The sequence below is a fragment of the Bacteroidota bacterium genome (genome assembly GCA_016213405.1).
GTDB lineage: Bacteria > Bacteroidota > Bacteroidia > Palsa-948 > Palsa-948 > Palsa-948.
Genome location: JACRAM010000116.1, coordinates 143,787 through 162,143, shown reverse-complemented (window position 1 = coordinate 162,143; position 18,357 = coordinate 143,787). Strand labels below are relative to the sequence as shown.

12 protein-coding genes are annotated in these 18,357 nt (G+C 42.8%); 3 read left to right on the top strand and 9 right to left on the bottom strand.

The features are described 5' to 3' along the window. Window positions 1–24 precede the first annotated feature (24 nt). On the top strand, window positions 25–2,334 hold the full coding sequence (locus HY841_14380; GenBank protein MBI4931945.1) for a sodium-translocating pyrophosphatase: 2,310 nt from the start codon (window positions 25–27) through the stop codon (window positions 2,332–2,334). Here HY841_14380 and HY841_14375 read toward each other — a convergent pair. The 5 genes from HY841_14375 to HY841_14355 form a co-directional block, all read right to left on the bottom strand. Then, entirely contained in the window at window positions 2,331–2,903 is a 573-nt protein-coding gene (locus tag HY841_14375; GenBank protein ID MBI4931944.1) for a cytochrome c, read from the bottom strand. The genes HY841_14380 and HY841_14375 overlap by 4 nt on opposite strands. Before the next feature lie 126 nt (window positions 2,904–3,029). Next, window positions 3,030–3,335, bottom strand: a complete 306-nt coding sequence (locus HY841_14370; GenBank protein ID MBI4931943.1) for a type II toxin-antitoxin system RelE/ParE family toxin — start codon at window positions 3,333–3,335, stop codon at window positions 3,030–3,032. Beyond that, the gene (locus HY841_14365; protein MBI4931942.1) at window positions 3,336–3,581 is read right to left on the bottom strand and encodes a hypothetical protein; all 246 of its coding nucleotides are present in this window, start codon (window positions 3,579–3,581) and stop codon (window positions 3,336–3,338) included. A gap of 72 nt (window positions 3,582–3,653) precedes the next feature. Beyond that, window positions 3,654–4,226 carry a YqgE/AlgH family protein gene (locus tag HY841_14360; protein MBI4931941.1) on the bottom strand — a complete coding sequence of 191 codons (573 nt, stop codon included), beginning with the start codon at window positions 4,224–4,226 and terminating at the stop codon, window positions 3,654–3,656. A gap of 89 nt (window positions 4,227–4,315) precedes the next feature. Then, window positions 4,316–5,620, bottom strand: coding sequence for a serine hydroxymethyltransferase (locus tag HY841_14355; GenBank protein ID MBI4931940.1), 1,305 nt, complete (start codon window positions 5,618–5,620; stop codon window positions 4,316–4,318). Between the two features lie 198 nt (window positions 5,621–5,818). Between HY841_14355 and HY841_14350 the strand changes: the two genes are divergently transcribed. Together HY841_14350 and HY841_14345 are read left to right on the top strand one after the other, a co-directional pair. Continuing rightward, a complete protein-coding gene (locus HY841_14350; GenBank protein ID MBI4931939.1) occupies window positions 5,819–6,001 on the top strand; it encodes a hypothetical protein in 183 nt (60 codons plus the stop codon). Between the two features lie 207 nt (window positions 6,002–6,208). Continuing rightward, the gene (locus HY841_14345; protein ID MBI4931938.1) at window positions 6,209–7,174 is read left to right on the top strand and encodes a hypothetical protein; all 966 of its coding nucleotides are present in this window, start codon (window positions 6,209–6,211) and stop codon (window positions 7,172–7,174) included. A gap of 200 nt (window positions 7,175–7,374) precedes the next feature. Here the strand turns inward: HY841_14345 and HY841_14340 are convergent, their stop codons facing one another. From HY841_14340 to HY841_14325, 4 genes are all read right to left on the bottom strand, one after another. Further along, complete coding sequence (locus tag HY841_14340) at window positions 7,375–10,650, bottom strand: tail fiber domain-containing protein (protein ID MBI4931937.1); 3,276 nt, start codon at window positions 10,648–10,650, stop codon at window positions 7,375–7,377. Window positions 10,651–10,656: 6 nt separating this feature from the next. Beyond that, window positions 10,657–12,189, bottom strand: a complete 1,533-nt coding sequence (locus tag HY841_14335; GenBank protein MBI4931936.1) for a T9SS type A sorting domain-containing protein — start codon at window positions 12,187–12,189, stop codon at window positions 10,657–10,659. A gap of 82 nt (window positions 12,190–12,271) precedes the next feature. Then, window positions 12,272–17,611 (bottom strand): T9SS type A sorting domain-containing protein, encoded by a 5,340-nt coding sequence (locus HY841_14330; protein MBI4931935.1) that lies wholly within the window; start codon window positions 17,609–17,611, stop codon window positions 12,272–12,274. Between the two features lie 57 nt (window positions 17,612–17,668). Beyond that, complete coding sequence (locus tag HY841_14325) at window positions 17,669–18,094, bottom strand: hypothetical protein (protein MBI4931934.1); 426 nt, start codon at window positions 18,092–18,094, stop codon at window positions 17,669–17,671. Window positions 18,095–18,357 lie beyond the last annotated feature (263 nt).

The following is an 18,357-nucleotide window of genomic DNA, read 5'->3' as shown; positions in this document are numbered from 1 at the left end:
CTGTAACCATTAACCATTCTTTATATGGAGAACCTTATTTATTTACTTCCCGTTTTCGGACTTGTTGCGCTTGCCTACAGAACAATCATTGCCCGCTGGGTGGTTAAACAAGATGCGGGAGATGCCAAGATGAATGGCATTGCTCAAAATATTGCCGAAGGCGCCATGGCATTTTTGAAAGCCGAATACCGCATACTTGGAATTTATGTAGTGCTTGCCGGAATCGGATTAGGAATTCTTTCTCAGATTCCAAAAGTAGCGGCTCACTCAAGTTTATTGATCATTGTTGCTTTTGTGGTAGGATGTTTTTTCTCCGCACTTGCGGGATTTCTTGGAATGAGAATAGCAACAAAAGCAAATGTTCGTACTACTCAGGCAGCTAAAACATCTTTAGCAAAAGCGTTGAAAGTTTCTTTCCGAGGAGGAACGGTGATGGGATTGGGAGTTGCAGGTCTTGCAGTTTTAGGTTTAAGTTCTTTGTTCATTATCTTTTTCTTTCAGTTCATGGGAGGAAATTTTGCAACAGGCGGTGGCTATGACGGCATGACCAGAGTGCTGGAAGTGTTAGCCGGATTTTCTTTGGGCGCTGAATCCATCGCCTTGTTCGCCCGTGTGGGTGGCGGCATTTATACAAAAGCCGCTGACGTTGGCGCTGACTTAGTAGGAAAAGTGGAAGCCGGAATTCCTGAGGACGATCCGCGCAACCCGGCAACGATTGCCGATAACGTAGGAGATAACGTGGGCGATGTGGCAGGAATGGGCGCTGACTTGTTTGGTTCTTACGTAGCCACTGTTCTTGCCTCCATGGTTTTAGGAAATTATATTATTCGTGATAATGGCGGAAGCATTGCGGATGTTTTCGGTGGAATTGGTCCGATACTTCTTCCTATGGCAATTGCAGGCGCAGGAATCATCGCCTCCATCATCGGAACTTTTTTTGTAAATGTTTCTGACAAAGCAGAAGCAAACACCAATACCGTTCAACGCGCATTGAATATGGGAAATAATATTTCCATGCTGCTGGCGCTTGTTGCTTCTTTCGGTCTGATTAAAATAATGCTGCCCGAAACAATTCTGATGAGCGCATTCAGTGCAGGAGAATTCACATCTATCACTACTTCATCTCTGAATGTATTCTTTGCCGTTTGCATCGGGATGGCGGTTGGCTATTTAATTTCCTTCATCACGGAATATTACACCGGACTGATCGGAAAACCTGTTCGCGCCATCGTGGAGAAATCCGCAACAGGAGCCGCCACCAATATTATTGCCGGACTGGGAACCGGAATGCTTTCCACTGCTTTCCCTGTAATAATTTTCGCAGGCGCCATCTGGGGCGCTTATGCGCTGGCCGGTTTTTACGGAGTGGGTATCGCTGCTTCGGCAATGATGGCAACCACCGCCATGCAATTGGCAATTGATGCCTTCGGTCCTATTTCAGATAACGCAGGCGGCATTGCTGAAATGAGTCAATTGCCGAAAGAAGTGAGGGAGAAAACTGATGTGCTTGATTCCGTTGGTAATACTACCGCTGCTGTTGGAAAAGGTTTTGCAATTGCTTCGGCTGCGCTGACTGCCCTCGCTCTTTTTGCTGCGTATGTAACGCTTACCGGAATAAAAGGCATAAATATTTTTGACGCGAAAGTGCTTGCCGCTTTATTTGTTGGCGGAATGATTCCCGTTGTGTTCTCCGCTCTTGCAATGAATTCCGTAGGTAAAGCTGCCATGGATATGGTGAATGAAGTGCGCAGGCAGTTCCGCGAAATTCCCGGCATACTGGAAGGAACCGGAAAACCTGAATACGGAAAATGTGTGGAGATATCTACAAAAGCTGCTCTTAGAGAAATGTTAGCTCCCGGTGTTATCACCATTGTTACTCCAATCATCATCGGTCTGGCAATGGGCGCTGAAGCATTAGGCGCTTACATGGCGGGCGTGACTGTGAGCGGAGTTCTTTGGGCTATCTTTCAAAACAATGCAGGCGGTGCGTGGGATAATGCAAAAAAATCTTTTGAGAAAGGTGTTGAAATTGTAGTGAACGGAAAGAAAGAAACCTTCTATAAAAAATCTGAACCGCACAAAGCGGCTGTGGTGGGTGATACGGTGGGTGATCCGTTCAAAGATACTTCAGGTCCTTCGATGAATATTCTTATCAAACTTTCTTCACTGGTAGGATTGACCATTGCTCCGCTGATTGCCATTCACAATGCAGCACCGACTTCTCCTATAGAAAATAATGCTGTAACAATTGCTGCTCCTGCTCCCGTTACCAATATGAAAGATCTGAAAGGAACTTATGTAATGAATGCAACAGATGAGAAAAAAGTGAATTAATCATCGTCTCCTTTTTCCTGCTCTTCTGTACCTTTAGTTTCGCCCTTCTCTTCCTGTTCGGAATATTTTTTTATCCATGCCTGATATTCTTCAGGAGACATCTTGTTCATTTTATTCAATAAGAAATCCGTCATCGCCCATATCGCTTTGTCGTTATGCGTGGGACCGTACGCAGGCATGCTTGTCATCTTGATACCATTTTTAATAATCCAGAATGATTCATCAGGATCCGGCATATCATCTGACTTATAGAACTTGGGGGGCTTGGGATAAAGTCCTTTAGCCATTTCACCCGGATCAATACCGGGAGCGCCATGGCAGCTGACACACATCTCGTTGTAATGCCCGAATCCATCAACGAAATTTGCCGTATCGTTCATCGGAGAAACTTGTATGTCTTTCAATCTCGCGTTGATGGAATTATGCAGAGTGGTTCTGATCATCCATTTGGTGAGCGCATTGTGCGGTGTTAACTGGCTTACATCATACATGCCTGAATACATGTAGGCAGTAAATATTGCAACGATAATAACCAAAGTGGTGATGACGGTGAGGATTATTTTTTTCATGGCAGAAGTTTTCTTCGGCAAATATAGTACACTTCAAGCAATTCAAAAACAGCACTATCAATTCATCTGCGGGTTTTCCGGGAAGTTGGCAATGATAGAATAATCTTTGCCCATACTTTTTAAACTTTATAAAATAATTTTCCCTGATTCTCTGCTGGTGTGAATGATTCTGACAATATGCACGTCTGAATCTATAATCTCATAAACAATTCTATAACTCCAGCGAACAACAGAACAGTATTCGCCAAGTAACGGATTGGCATATTCATATACTTGGAATTTTCGGGGTATTGTACTTAATCCGCCAACTGTTTTTACCAATTCATCCCTGACAATTAATGCTGATTGCGGAGAATCGCGATGGAGGCAATCATAAATATCTTTCAGTTCAGAAATTGCAACCGAATCCCAGATAACTCTAAATCTTTTCATTTACCATTTCTTCATTTGCTTTTCCAAATCCTCTTGAGAAGTATGCTTCCCGGATTTATATCTCTTCTTGGCACTCTTCAAACTTTTGTTGAAAACTGATTGGGTGATGGGGGTTCCATGAATATCATAACCAATTATAGGATTTTGTGCAATCCCTAACAACTGTTTAACCTGCTGTAGAATTGTTTCATCATTAATATGAGTAATTCTTTCTATTAAACTAATTTTTTCCGCGTGAATATTCATATAAAAAAGATTTTAGTTAGTATTGTATTTAATACAAAAGTAGTGATTTAATAAGTTGAGCAAAAAGCGAATTTAATTCCACAAAGGATTTTCAGGGAAGTTGGCAAGGATGCCATATTCTTGTCCCATTCCTTTAAGAACATCTTTCCAGAGTTTGTTCCAGTCGTTGGTCATAACGATGTCAATGGAAGCGGGTGCCACCAGCCATGAGTTTCGCTTTATCTCCTCTTTCAATTGTCCATCGCTCCAGCCGGAGTAGCCGATGAACAGGCGGATTTCATTCTGAGAAATCTTTTTTCCGTGCAGAAGAGCTTTCACTGTTTCGAAATTGCCTCCCCAGTATAAATCTCCCATGATGTTAATGCTTTCTGGAATCGCATCACCCAGCGTATGAATGTAAAACAAACTATCTCGCTGCACGGGTCCTCCATCCCAAACGGGAAAATCATTTCCTTCAAACTCTTCCACAATCTGATGAAGCTTTAAATCCATAGGGCGGTTGAGGACAAAACCAACGCTGCCCTCATCATTATGATTCGCCAGCAGAATGACCGAGCGCTTGAAATTCGGGTCGTTCATGAACGGCTCGGAGATGAGCAGTTTGCCTTGTTCAGGTTTGAATTTTGTGAAGTCTAATTTCATCATAGGCGATTGCAGAATTGTTGTACTGTCTTATTGTTTTATTGCTAAAAGATCAATACGACAATACAACAATAAAACAAGAGGCATTGGTATTACCAATTAAAAAGAGGATACTTCTTCATCCACTTATTCACTTCTTTCTTCACTTCAGCAATTCTTGTTTCATTATCAGTATGCATCAGCACGTCATCAATCAGTTCAACAATTTTCAGCATATCTTTTTCTTTCAGCCCTCTGGTTGTAACCGCGGCAGTTCCGATTCTGATTCCTGAAGTAACGAAAGGGGATTTATCATCAAAGGGAACCATGTTTTTGTTCACGGTAATATCTGCTTTGATAAGCGATTCCTCCGCTTTTTTTCCTGTCAGGTTTTTATTCCTAAGGTCAATTAACATGCAGTGATTATCGGTTCCACCGGAACTGATGCTGTATCCTTTTTCCATAAATGTTTTTGCCATCGTGCGTGCGTTCTTCACCACTTGCGTAGCATATTTGAGGAATGATTCTTCCATTGCTTCACCGAAGGCGATTGCCTTTGCCGCAATGGCATGCTCCAGGGGACCGCCTTGTGTGCCGGGGAAAACAGCGCCATCTAAAACTGCCGACATCATTTTAATTTCTCCTTTGGGAGTGGTAAGTCCACATGGATTTGGAAAATCTTTTCCCATCATGATCATTCCTCCGCGTGGACCGCGCAATGTTTTGTGGGTGGTGGTGGTTACGATGTGGCAATGCGGAAGCGGATCGCTGAGCAACCCACGGGCGATCAATCCGGCAGGGTGAGCGATATCCGCCATGAGCAAACAACCCCCCTGCCCCCCTTTATTAAGGGGGACTTCAATTGAATCGGCAATTTTTCTGAGCCGTGCGTAATCCCAATCGCGTGAGTAAGCCGATGCACCGCAGATAATAAGTTTTGGTTTTTCAATCTGCGCCTTCTTCTCTACTTCGTCATAATCAACTCTTCCTGTTTCGCGATTCACATTGTAGAAACATGGAACATATAATTTCCCTGAAAAGTTTACCGGTGAGCCGTGAGTGAGATGCCCACCGTGAGCAAGATTGAAGCCGAGTATTTTATCTCCTGGTTTTAGTACACCGAGCATCACCGAAGCGTTTGCCTGCGCGCCTGAGTGCGGCTGAACATTCACCCAGGCAGCGTTGTACAGCGTTTTGGCGCGGTCAATGGCGAGTTGCTCCACTTTATCCACCACTTGGCATCCGCCATAATATCTTTTACCGGGAAGTCCTTCTGCATATTTGTTTGTGAGAACAGAACCCAATGCGCGCATCACTTGATCACTCACAAAATTTTCGGATGCGATGAGTTCAAGCCCGTGCAGTTGGCGGTTGCGCTCTTCTTTGATGAATTCAAAAACTATATTGTCTGGTTTCATAGAGGATATTTAGTGCATGGCACAAACATACATAATTCAGGAAATCGGTAGGGGAAGGGAGGATTGAGAGGTGAGAGAAATGAATAATGTCCTGAAGGGATGGAGACCCAAATAATGAATAATGAGGTGTTGACTATTGGATTTGAGGAGGGAGGTATGAGGTACGAGGTACGAGGTACGAATTACGAGGTGGGAGGTATGAATTACGAGGTGGGAGATAACGATTATGAGAAGGGAAATAACGATTATGAGAAGGGAAATAACGATTATGAGGTGGGAGATAACGATTATGAGGTGGGAGATAACGATTATGAGGTGGGAGATAACGATTATGAGGAGGGAAATGCCGATTATATGCTGATATTAAGCAGGTTTATGTAGATCAGGACTTACGCAAAAGGTGGTACAGATAACAGATTCATACGGATTTTCAGATAAACAGCCATCTGTAATCTGTAAATCTGCAAAATATCTGTTATCTGTACAATAGTTGCGAAAGTCCTATAGATTTTAATAGACAAAGCTGAATAGAGTTGTTTGGTATGGTAATTGTTTTATTGGTATAAATCAATACAAATAAAAAAGAACATGACACAAGAAGTAGAAGGAGCGTACAAATGCACGGAGTTGGAGTTGTATGCTATTGCGGAGCTTGGCTATAATAATCTGGAAACGGATTTGGCGGTGTTTGCCGTGAAGAAGGCGAAGTATACGGCTGCATTTTTGGCGGCACTGAGGGCTGTGCGAAAGGCAGCGATGGATTTGCCGGATGAGGAGGCGAGGGAGGAGGGGCATCAGACGTTAAGAAATCTTTTGGTGAGCGATTATCTACCGCCTGTGCTTGACAACTTTAATGATTTGAAGGGTTATATAAAAGATGCGTGGCCGAATGAAAAACCTGAGCCGAGGTATGAGGCAGCGGGCGGAAAAAAGTATGCAAAGGCAGCGGCAAAGGATTGGGAAAGCGTGGAGGGATTGAATGCTTCGATGCAACAATTTATTGCGGCTCACAGCGCGAAACTTATTAATCCGGGCGGGATGACGGGGGCTTTTGTTACGAAGGTGAATGATGATGAGACGAACTTTGATGATACTTATAAATTGTTTATGAAGGCGCGGGAAACGGGAGTGGCGCGGGGAGAAAAAATAAGCGCGAATAATTTGCTGCACAAAGAACTGATGGGGGTTTTGGAGGATGGGGCGGAGCGGGTATGGAGAGCGAATGCGGAGAAGAGGAAGAATTATATTTTTGATACGCTGAAGAATATTGTGAGCCCTCCGGGGAGCGCGAGTTTGAAGGTGCTTGTGATAAAGGGGGATGATACGGTTGTTGCGAATGTGCCTGTTACGATAAAACAAGAGGGGGCTACGCTGGCTACGAGGAGCGCGGGAATCAGTGTGACTACAAATAAGGAAGGGGTGGCATTGTTTGAAAGCGCTGACCCGGGAAGGTATGCGGGAGTGGTGGTTGTGGATGGTGTGAAAATATCTTTTACGAAGGAGATTGATACGGGTGTGAATGCGCGGATTACAGTGGAGGTGCCCCTGACCTAAAGGGGGAATACAAAAGGCAGTAGACAATAGATAGTAAACAATAAAATAAAAAAGGCGGGAAGAATTTTCTCCCGCCCAGCCCTACCCCCTGCCCCTCCCCATTAGGGAGGGGAAAAAGCAAGAAAAGGAAAGCCCCTCCCCCCGATGCTCCGATTGGGGCAAGCCAACCCTCCCCGTTAGGGAGGGAGAGGAGGGGGCAGTTATTTTGTTTTAATCATCTTTTTTGTATCAAGCGTTATGCCATCGGCAACAATGCTATACGTATAAATTCCGCTTGACAAATCGGAAGCGTATACATTCAACTGTCCTTTTCCTTTTTCATTAATCTTTACTTCTTTGATAATGTCTCCATCCATGTCGGTGAAAATTATCATCACATCATTTGCGTCTTTGGGAATGAAGTAAGGAATGGTTGTCTGCTCTTTGAATGGATTGGGGTTGTTCTGGTCGAGCACAATTTTTTTGGAAGCGAGGTTTACATCTATTTGAGATGTGGCTGAATTATTTCCTGTTGTGCGCGCGGTGGTGTTCTTCAATGAATCCACTTCGGCTTTCAGGGTTTTAATTGCTTCTACCAGCACCGGAACCACTCTGCCGTAATCGAGCGTAAGGAAACCGTTTGCATCGGTGTGTACCACTTGGGGAACTACTTGCTGCACATCTTGCGCGATGAAGCCGATTTGCCTTGCGCTGTCAAATTCATAGCCGGGGGTTGGAATCCAGTTGTAATAAACTGCGTTGAGGGCGGAAACTTTATCGAGGGCGGAAGTTACGGGGGCTACATTGGTTTTAAAGCGGATGTCGGAACTGGAATTGAAACTGACGGCTGTTTTTTGGCGGATAGTATCAACTGGTTTAGGACCAATGCCAATGCACTTGGCGGTATCGGTGAATGAAAATATTTGCGACCATGCTCCTGCGCCTGCATTGTTTTTTGCGCTCACACGCCAGTAGTAAGTGGCGGGAATAGTATCGCAGAAGCCGGCAGAAAAGGTGGTGTCGGTTATTCCGCTTTGGTCAAGCACTATGTTGCTGAATGAATTATCTTTTGCTATTTGCGCATGATATAAAATAACACCGGCTGAAACCGAATGATAGGTGAACGCTGCCGCTCCTCTGCCGAAATCTCCTACCGCTGCATTGGCTGGTGAAATTAAAATGGGCGCATCGGGGAGTGAGGTGGATTTTGTGAGGGCGCTGTCTAATTGTTTGATGGCGTTGATGGAGGCGAATGTAAGCGGTCCCGAATTAAAAGTTAATATTTCTTGCTGTGTTCCCATAGTATCAAGAACGATAATACTTGTATCAATTGTATATGGTGCAAAAGATACTATCTGTTCAGCAATCACACCAATTTCTTCATTATTGGTGGGCAATCCTCCAATGCCGTTATATTTATATGTAACAGGATGTATTTGTCTAAGTACTGCAAGACCATCTGAAAAAGAATGTATATCTGTTTTTAATATGCTGTCTGATGGAACAGACCAAACATTTCCACCACCTGTTTTATATGCGTTTCCACCTACTTCCAAAAGGGCGTTTGCATTTATATTTGCACATGTATTAGGAAAAGGATTTGCAAAACCAATGCTCACTGATCCTCCGTTTCTTGGAACAACTATTGCCATTTGTCCTGCTCCCAAAGCAACAGTTGATTCAAACCAGCCAGGAATATTCCGACAACTAAGAGATGGGTTACCCGATACTCTTGAATAAATACCAATTGAACTTGATGTGGCATTTGCTGCATCTGTATTCACAACTTGTATTCCTTTTGTTCCTTGATTGGCGGTTGTATTCAAAACATCTAATCTTGCTTGTGGAGAACAATTGCCGGGAGTTAATCCAATGCCAACATTATTGCGGCTTGAAGCTTGTGTTTGATTATTTGTAAAAACAAAATTAAACCCGCTGGTGGGAACTTCTGTATAGTTTGTGAGGGATCCGGGGTTACCCGCAGCGTTGCATACCTGACCAAAAGTACCGCCACCCGGCACCAAAATCACATCACCATCACTGTTAACACTCAACATATTTACTGTTGTACCTGTAGTTCCTGTGGGTACAGGAATTGAATTTGAAGTCAGGTCAGTGAATCTTAATCCGCTCCATCCTGTTGCGGGAGTATAACCAGCAACAGGGCTTGGAGCTACAGATCCTGTAGTATTATTGGCAGGAACAACAGGAACATTAGTAGGAAGAGGAGAATTTATTTCAACCGTGTTTCCGGGGTCTGAAGTAGGGAGGGATAAAGGAACAGAATAAACATTATTCACCGGGTCACCACCAAAACCTGTTAAAACAATATTTCCGTTTGAAACCATACGGGCGGCTTCAAGCCCGTTTGGTCCGCATGCAAATGGCTGAGGCGGATTAATATTTACAGCCGCTGTGAAAACGAATAATAATCTATCGCCTCCTCCTACAGCGCTACTTACCGGATCATTTCCCCAGTTTATAATAGCATTTCCTGTGACATCGTGATGCCCGAAATACATATTGTCGCTATTCTGATAGGTGAACAAACCTTCTACCATCCATGGTCTGTAGCCGTCTGCCGGATTTCCGTTAGGAAAGAATAAGGAATTACCTCCTATATGCAGACGGCTCATGGGATTCGTGCATCCGATTCCGACAAAACCAGGATTAACATTATTGGCAGCAATTGCAGGGGTAACTATATTTTGGTTTGTGTTTCCCATAATGCGCATGCGCTCAGCACCGTTGGTTAAAAAACGCAAGGGAGCATTTTCTTCTTGTCTTACTTCTGCAAACGGAACATTGAGAAATGTAGTTCCAACGTTTACCGGATTTGTTCCAAAACGAGCTCCGTCATTGGGTGTGCCTGCGCCTGTGAAATTATTTGTAATCTGCAAATAAGTAGCAAAGTTGCCGTCATTAATATGCAGCAGTGATTGAGGTGACAGAAAGTTTGCGCCAATGCCTACTGCGCCTGTTGTGCCGGAAGCAATAACACCATCAATGATGCACATGCGCACCGCGCCACTCATGCCGGGTAATGGTCCAGGAAATCCCTGTGTGCTGAACAAAAGGTTGCCGCCTATTTGGGCATTCTCAATTACAAAATCATTTATCTGCCCAACAGCCGGATTGTAAAGCCGTCCGTGCTCAAGCCCACCTCTGAACATACGCCAAAAAGATGTTTGCAATAATGGACAATCTGTGCGGAAGACTTCGCCTTTGAGATATGGAGTTGTTTGCGTAGCGGGAAAATGTGTAAAATCGGTATTGACCTCTAAAGCTGAAGCAGGCATGATATTTAATTGATAAACACCAAGACCTTTAGAGTTAAAAAGATTACTAAATAGACCTGTACCCGCACGAAGGCGGTCAGCATTTTGAGTTGGAATAATAGTAAAAAAATCCATTCCGTTTTGCGCTTTAATCTGCACAATAGGAACAAGCAGTTGAATGATTACAACTGCCGCCAAGATGTAAATTTTCTTTTTCATGATGTGTTAAGTTTTGATTAGTTTGTAATGAATAATTTGGTTATTATAATAAATCTGCAAGAGCAGAATATTATCAGTAATATTTTTTAATGAAATCTTTTCTTCTTTGTTATTAATTTCTTTCTTTTCAAAAATTTCTTTTCCAAGAATATTATAAATTAAAACATCATATGAGTTTTTGGGTTTTTCGCTTGTGATTTTAATCCATATATAATCTGGTGCAGGATTCGGATAAATAGAGAATATATCTGCAAATGAATTTTCTTCAATGCCAGATTCGCACACAGAACCGGTAAACATTGGATTAAGATAACTCTCTACAAAATCAGGCAAACTCCAATAACCCACATTATCATAAGGAAGTTGAGCATTGTGTTTAAGTGCATTATATTGAAAGTTGCAAGCAAGCCCTGCTGCGTTTGGATTCATGATGCCGCTCAAAGAATCAACAGAGTAGGTTCTTAAATTATATTTTGTAAGATATATTTTTCCATCAGGACCTATTTGCGGATTTAAAAATATAGTGCTATCCACTTGGGCTATAGTTGTTCTGGAAGATATTATTTGAGAAGGTATTCCGCTTGATAGGTCAAACTGATCAATCTCTACTAAAGTATCAAAAGAAAAATTATTTATATACAGTTTTGAGTTGTCGGGAGAAAAACATAAACCAAGCCATGTATTAGAACTTGTAGGAGTATTTTCTAAACTAATTTTAAATGGGTTAGAAAATACTCCTGTTGCATTATCAAAATCCCATATTTCCAATGTGTCTGCTCCCCAAATTGAAATGTTATTAGCAAGTTTTTTACCATCATTAGAAAAACGCATTTGCCCAGAACCATCTTGTGCTATTCCACCATTAATAATAGAAGATTGTTGAACAATAGCATTGCTAATTCCCGTATCAGTGAGTAAGTATATACGATAATCGCTATTATATTTATTTTGTCCAAGTACCCACACATCACAATTATTTGCATGATGCACAGCAGTTAGTTTTTCTGAACATGTATCAAATAATAAAATGTTTTTTATTACAACATCTCCTAATCCACCACCCATTTTAATGTTTACAATTGAATAATTCATGCCTAGAGATCCATTGCCACAAGGAGAACCAAATATGCCATCAGTGGTAAATATATAGTAAAGAGAATCGTTTCCCGGTTGAGGAATAATAAGTGATGCTTGCATACTTGAAGTGCATCCAAGCAATCCAACTCCATTGGGCATTATTTGATGATTACGATTCCATACTGTATCGCCATCTGTGTAGAAAAGTAAATTGCCATTTAAATCTGAAATAGAAGAAGGTCCCTCGCATAATTCTCCATTTGAAGAATAATCAAGTACGGGGTTACCACTTATCCAATCTATGCCACCACTTTTTCCGAAATACCAATGGTAAGTTCTTTTTATATCGGGGTTTTGGGCAATCACCGAAAAGCGAAAGAGTACGAAAAATACGAAAAAGAAAAAAGAAGAAAGAAGTAAAGAAAAACGAGAGCGGAAATATTTTGGAGTAAAGTTATTCATCCATAAAAGGGCGGTTGAGCAAAGGATACAACAAAGTAACGCAAATTATTTTACCTGTGCAAGCCCTGTTGAATCTTTATTCTTATCTGCCTGTAATGAGAATCTTTTTTGAGATTATAGCATCTGCCATGCTTGCGACAGCAACATATATGCCGGAAGAAATAGTTGACAAGGGGAGTTTGCTTCTGTTTTTCTGAATATGAAAAACATTCTGGCTGAATATTTTTTCGCCAAGCATGCTGTAAACGCTGATAGTAATATCGGTTGCCTGGGGCAAATCAAATGCGAGGAAAACTTCTCCGTTCTCATAAAGCACATTCACAGAAGAAGAAGATGAGATACCGGCAATGCCTGTGCTCAGAGAGTTTATCACTTCCATCATCTTGTAAGTTGTGTCGGAACAAACTCCGCTGTAAGCAACGAGCATTGTCAAATAAGTACCGCTTAAAGAATAAAAATGAATTGGATTGGGTGCAGTGTCAGCGGGTGAACCATCTCCAAAATCCCAGTAATAAGAGGTGGCGCCCGTGGAAGTATTTGTAAAGGATGCGCTGTTGTTAATTGAAATGTCAACGGTATCAGCGCTTGCCATGAATCCTGCTGTGAGCATGGCGGGCTGGGAAATAGTTACTGTTTGCATTTGCGAACATCCGCCCGTTTCAATTACTGTAATTGTATATGTTCCCGCTGACAGATTATTTGCCATTGCAGAAGTTTCCCCATTGCTCCATTGATAAGTATAAGGGCTGATTCCATCTATCACGTATGCAAATGCAGAGCCGTCACTCAATCCGTTGCAACTTGCATCAGAAAAAGTCATAGTGAAAGCAAGTGTGGAAGAAGATTTTATTTCAATCGTATCGCTCACGGTGCCGCAAGCGCTTGGGGAAACTTCAACGGTGTAAATTCCCGGAGGAAGATTGAAAAGAGAATCAGAAGTTGTGGAGTTGGGAGTAACCTGCAACGTATCTCCGTTTGAATTTGTCCACAAATAATTCCAGGGACCCGTTCCTGTTCCTGTGGCAATGGCAATTCCTGAACTATCGTTAGTGCAGCCGGCATTCACAGTTTCTTTTGAGACGGGCGCATTAATATGAAGAATAAACCGTGGCGTTGAGGTTGTATCTGAAATGGTGAATGAATACGAACTATTTGTGCGCAGATCTATCATGTTTCCGTTGGCAAGGTCTTCAAGAAAAATGCAGGAACTCATCGGGAGCATGAGGATGCTGTCTCTGCGGATGGAATAGGTGCCGGAAACAGAAACGGTGAAACGGATTTTTATATCCGTGTTTGAAATAAGTTCGGGAAGAGAATTAATAGAAAGGTCTGATGAATCATGAATGACAGAAGAGATATTCGGCAGTGTGGTATCGAGGTTAAACATTTTCCATGCGTCATAACTTGGGTCAAAATCATTGGTTGCTCCCTGCATGAACCGGACGAATGTTTCATCTTCTTTTCCGCTCATGTTTGAACCGGTAAGTTTTATACTGTTAGGCGTGTTGTTGGTGTTTTGTGGAATCGGAAAATCGCTAAACGCCATGGGGTAATGGCTGGTGTTTGCTGAATTGACATTTTTCAAATATTGGTACGTTGGATTTACCGAAGCTGTTTTCACCGCTTCCACAGCCGTGATTCCAGGACCTGCGGCATTCGCTTTTACCCAAAATGCCTGCTGAGAAGCGATGTAAGGCGAACCGCCATTCACTCCCAGTCCGCCCACATAACTTGCAAAACTTCCGGTGTAAGAATTGTAAATGTAAATTGCGTTATCAAGATTTGATTTTGTCCAGCTTGCGTTGTCCCAGTCAATGGCGGATGGATAGGGATTGGCAATGAGATTCCATCCGTCATTGTTAATGTTTCCGCTGTTTGTATAGGTAATTGTTGGCGATTGACTGAAAGTATAGGGTGTACCCGTAACTGCAAACGTAACAGGCGTGGGACCAAGATAAACCCAATAACCTCTTCCATTTACAATGGGATTTGTCACATTGGTTGCCGGCACATATCCGAATGTATCTAAATCACCAAGCTGAGTTTCATCATAGGAATAGACAGAAATAAAATCCGCTGTATTGGTAGGATCAAGAACACCGGTAAATCCACTCATGAAGAAATCATCATACCAATCAGCAAGAGTTCTTCCGCTCACTGCCGAGCAAAGAAATCTCCAGTCAGTTGGACCCGTTCCGGTATAGCGTTCAATAATAATATTGCCGGCAAAATTTGCACCTGCAGGAATTGTGGCAATGCGCGCGGTTTTGGAAGAAGTTGATTTGAGAGTGAAATTAAATCCTGTGGTTGTAAAAGTTCCCACGCTGATGGTGAGCGCATCAATAAGATTTTGATTCTGAGTCAGCGAAACTCCAGCGGCATTGCTTTGCGTTATGTTATTGAAATTGGTAGTGGTTGTTCCGCCAATAGTTTGCGCTGCCGCTCCGCTGAAAGTTACCGTGCCTGTGTTCTGAACAAAAGTTCCGTTGTTCGTCCAGTTTCCTTTCACCGCCACAGCGTAATCAGACGCAGTGACATCGAGCGTTGAACTGATGGTGAGATTGCCGTTTGTGGTTATATCACTTCCGAGAGATTTTGTTCCGCTTCCTGCTACGGTCAGATGATTAAAAGTTTCGCCACCAGTTCTGCTGATGGTTTGCGCAGCGCCATCGAGCGTTGTTGTGTTGGTGCCCGGAACAAATGCCGAGCCGGTGCTTGACCAGTTTCCTGCCAGTGTGATGTTGAAATTACTGGCGGTTAGTGCACTGCTGATGGTAAGATTGCCGTTGATATCAGTTGTTCCCAAAAGTGTTTTTATTCCTGAACCTGAAAGCGTGAGGTGATGATAAGAACCATCAGAAGGCACTCTGACATTTTGCACGCCAGCAAGATTGTAATTCACTGTGTTGCCAGAAGCGGATGCATTAAAAGTTGTAACGGTGAAATTCGCTGATGTTATTCCCACATTAAGTGTTCCGGTTATTCCCTGGGCGAAAGTTCCGGCACCGATTAATGAAGTTGTGGATGAAAAAATTCCGTTGTTGGTGTAAGAGCCAGTAACCGTTGTGTTGGGAATAGAGATTGTTCCTGAAATTGTTTTGCCGGCTCCAGCCAGCGTATAAATTCCTGTGTTGGCAGTGAATGTTCCGCTGTTGGAAAGGTTTCCGTTGATGGTGAAAGGCACTGCAACAGTGCTGTTCCATGTTCCGGTGGATGCAATCGTGAGGTCGTTGAATGTTTTTGTTCCGGTAGCGCTGGTGATTTGCAATGTTCCGTTAACCGTTGTGCCGCCTGTCATATTGATAACAGCAATGCCTATAGAACTTGTGGTGGCGGCTGTAGAGGTCATGGTTCCCGCCACATTAAAAATTCCTGCAGTGGTGGCATTGATAGTTCCACCCGCCATGGTTACATTTCCATTGATTGTAAATGTTTCGGCAGCAGTTCCGTTCCACAATCCGCCCGTGTTCATGGTAACATTGTTAAAAGTTTTTGTTCCCGTAATACTCGTGACTGTAAATGTTCCTGTGATGGAGGTCATTCCGCTCACGGTGAGATTAAAAGCACCCAAACTCGCAATTCCGCTGGTGACGGTGAAATCATTATTCACTATTGTGTTTCCTCCAAACGTGCCGGTGCTTCCTCCGGTTTTTGAAACTTGAAGATTATAATAAGTAGTAGGGGTTGCTTTGATTGTTTGTGCCGCTGCTCCGTTATAGTTTACCAGATTGGGCGTATTGGTGGAAGCATTCAGGGTGGTTATGCTTGAAATTCCGCCAATGTTAAGAATTGAACTTGCTCCTTGAGTTAAACTGCCTGCTCCTGCCAATGCAGTGGGAACTGAAAGCGTTCCATTGTTCGTGTAGGCGCCTAAATCTGTTATCCGGTCAATTGACAGAATTCCGGAAATAGTGTTGGCGAATCCTGCAAGAGTATAAGTGCCTGTATTAGAAGTAAAGGTTCCGCTGTTGGCAAGGTTTCCGTTGATGGTGAAATTTTCTACAACAGCGCTATTCCAGGTACCCGTGCTGCTAACAGTAACATCGCCAAATACTTTTGCTCCGGTTATGGTAGAAAAATTGAGAGAGCCGTTAATAGTTGTGGCGCCTGTAACCCTGCAGTTGCCAGTGGAGGCATTCATGGTGGCACCGCTGCTGACAGAAAGAGTGCCGGCAATGGTTCCTTCAAAATCGGCAGTGCCGGCTGTGATGGAGCAATTGCCGCTTACTGCATAGGCGCCTGAACCTGATACAAATGTTCCGGCACTGGTGAGATTACCGTTTACAGTAACTGCTTCATTAACTGATGAAGTCCAGGTTCCGCCACTGTTTATTTGTATAGAAGAAAATGTCTTTGTTCCTGTAATGCTGGTAATACTCACTGTTCCGTTAACGATTGTATTTCCATTAATAACGGGAGAAACACCGCCAATAGAAAGTGTAGCAGTATTGGCAACGGTAAGATTTCCGGTTACAGTAACACTTCCAAAATTTGTAATTCCGTTGAGAGCATCACAAGTGCCGCTCACGGTGTAGGTGCCGGTGGCATTTGTTGTTCCTGTTCCGAGATTATCAAAAATCAGATTCGTATAGTTAACAGCAAGAACGGATTGATTGCCTGCCCCGACAAGATACCTCACCGTGTTGCCTGCCGCGGTGGCTGTGAGGATGTTGGCGGGAGTTAAATCTCCAATGATAAGTGTGGAACTGACTCCCTGTGTTAAAGCGCCTGCTCCTGCAAAACTGGTATTCACCTGCACGGTGCCGTTGTTAGTGTATGAACCGCCTATGCTGGTGGCATCAAAAATACTTGTGCTGGTTCCGCTGAAAGTTTTGCCCGCACCGCCAAATGTATAGGTTCCGGTATTGGCGGTGAAGGTTCCATCATTCTGAAAACTTCCGTTCAGTATAAAACTTTCTGCTGCTGTCGCATTCCAGATTCCTGTGCTGCTGATGGTAACATTGCCTGTAAAAGTTTTTACTCCGGATATACTGTTGAAAGCAACTGTGCCGTCAATAGTTGTGGCGCCTGTAACAGCGCATGTAACTCTTCCTATGGTGGCTGAAACTCCTGCAGGAACGCTCATGGTGCCGGCAACATTCAGCGTGCCTGTTACGGCACCCGGACCAATAGAGCCCGTGCCGTTGATAACAAGATTGCCGCCAACATTCAATGTTCTTGCCTGCGTCCATGTTAAAGTGCCGGTGCCGTTAAGAGTAAGATTATTACAAGCGCCCGGGTTAGCATTCATAGTAATAGTGTTTCCATTAGAAATGGTAACATTATCTCCTGCTGCAGGAGCGGTACCCGTATTCCAAATGCCTCCTGTTGCCCAGTTGCCAGTACCAACGCTCCAATGATCTACCGCAGAAGCAAAAGAAGAAACAAATAAAATGGCGATTAAAAAACAGCTGCTTCGCATATAATTTTTTAATCAGGGTATAAAGTTATGTGTTTCTTTCAGTAAGCCAAAAGATAATCAGGTTTTTTTACTACGAATTTTCAGCTCATTGAGAAAACAAGCAGGAATGAGAACAATAAGAACAACAGGCGATTGCGCAATGCCCATAACTGTGCGGATGAAAGGATAAACGCTTTCAAAAGAAGAAATGAAGTATCCGGCAAGCGCAACAAAAAACGAAACCAAAAAAAGAAGGGAATAGGCGGCAAATGCGAGCAGCACATATTTAAAAGAATAAAAAATCAGATAAAGAACCGTGCAGCAAATGCCGAGATAAAGCAGACTGAATACAAAAGTGAGTATCCATTTCTGCATAGATAGGTTTCCATGCACATCTCCACCTGATTCAATGATATGGTTCATGGAAACAAAAAGATAATCACGTAGAAATCCCAGTGCAATAACAACGACAATCAATCCTATGATAATTATTTTCTTTTTCATGAACCTATTTTTGAACAGGCGGATTGTTTTATTGTTCTATTGTTTTGGTTCTACAAGGTTTCCTGTTGGTAGAGATTTATAGTAGAACTGTAAATTGAATAACGAACATTTGAACATTTGAACTGAGAACATTCGAAGTGAATGTATTTTACTTCTGACTTCGTTATTCAAATGTTCTATTGTTCTATTGTTCATTTTTTAGTTTACCCACAACAAACATAGTAGAACCATTGTTTTATTGTTATCCGCCTCTTATTGCAATA

Bases quoted from the DNA above. Each gene is read 5' to 3' on its own strand.
- HY841_14345 (MBI4931938.1), top strand. From the start codon at position 6,209: ATGACACAAGAAGTAGAAGGAGCGTACAAATGCACGGAGTTGGAGTTG.
- HY841_14380 (MBI4931945.1), top strand. From the start codon at position 25: ATGGAGAACCTTATTTATTTACTTCCCGTTTTCGGACTTGTTGCGCTT.
- HY841_14355 (MBI4931940.1), bottom strand. From the start codon at position 5,620: ATGAAACCAGACAATATAGTTTTTGAATTCATCAAAGAAGAGCGCAAC.
- HY841_14335 (MBI4931936.1), bottom strand. From the start codon at position 12,189: ATGAATAACTTTACTCCAAAATATTTCCGCTCTCGTTTTTCTTTACTT.
- HY841_14350 (MBI4931939.1), top strand. From the start codon at position 5,819: ATGAATTACGAGGTGGGAGATAACGATTATGAGAAGGGAAATAACGAT.
- HY841_14365 (MBI4931942.1), bottom strand. From the start codon at position 3,581: ATGAATATTCACGCGGAAAAAATTAGTTTAATAGAAAGAATTACTCAT.
- HY841_14325 (MBI4931934.1), bottom strand. From the start codon at position 18,094: ATGAAAAAGAAAATAATTATCATAGGATTGATTGTCGTTGTTATTGCA.
- HY841_14370 (MBI4931943.1), bottom strand. From the start codon at position 3,335: ATGAAAAGATTTAGAGTTATCTGGGATTCGGTTGCAATTTCTGAACTG.
- HY841_14340 (MBI4931937.1), bottom strand. From the start codon at position 10,650: ATGAAAAAGAAAATTTACATCTTGGCGGCAGTTGTAATCATTCAACTG.
- HY841_14330 (MBI4931935.1), bottom strand. From the start codon at position 17,611: ATGCGAAGCAGCTGTTTTTTAATCGCCATTTTATTTGTTTCTTCTTTT.
- HY841_14360 (MBI4931941.1), bottom strand. From the start codon at position 4,226: ATGATGAAATTAGACTTCACAAAATTCAAACCTGAACAAGGCAAACTG.
- HY841_14375 (MBI4931944.1), bottom strand. From the start codon at position 2,903: ATGAAAAAAATAATCCTCACCGTCATCACCACTTTGGTTATTATCGTT.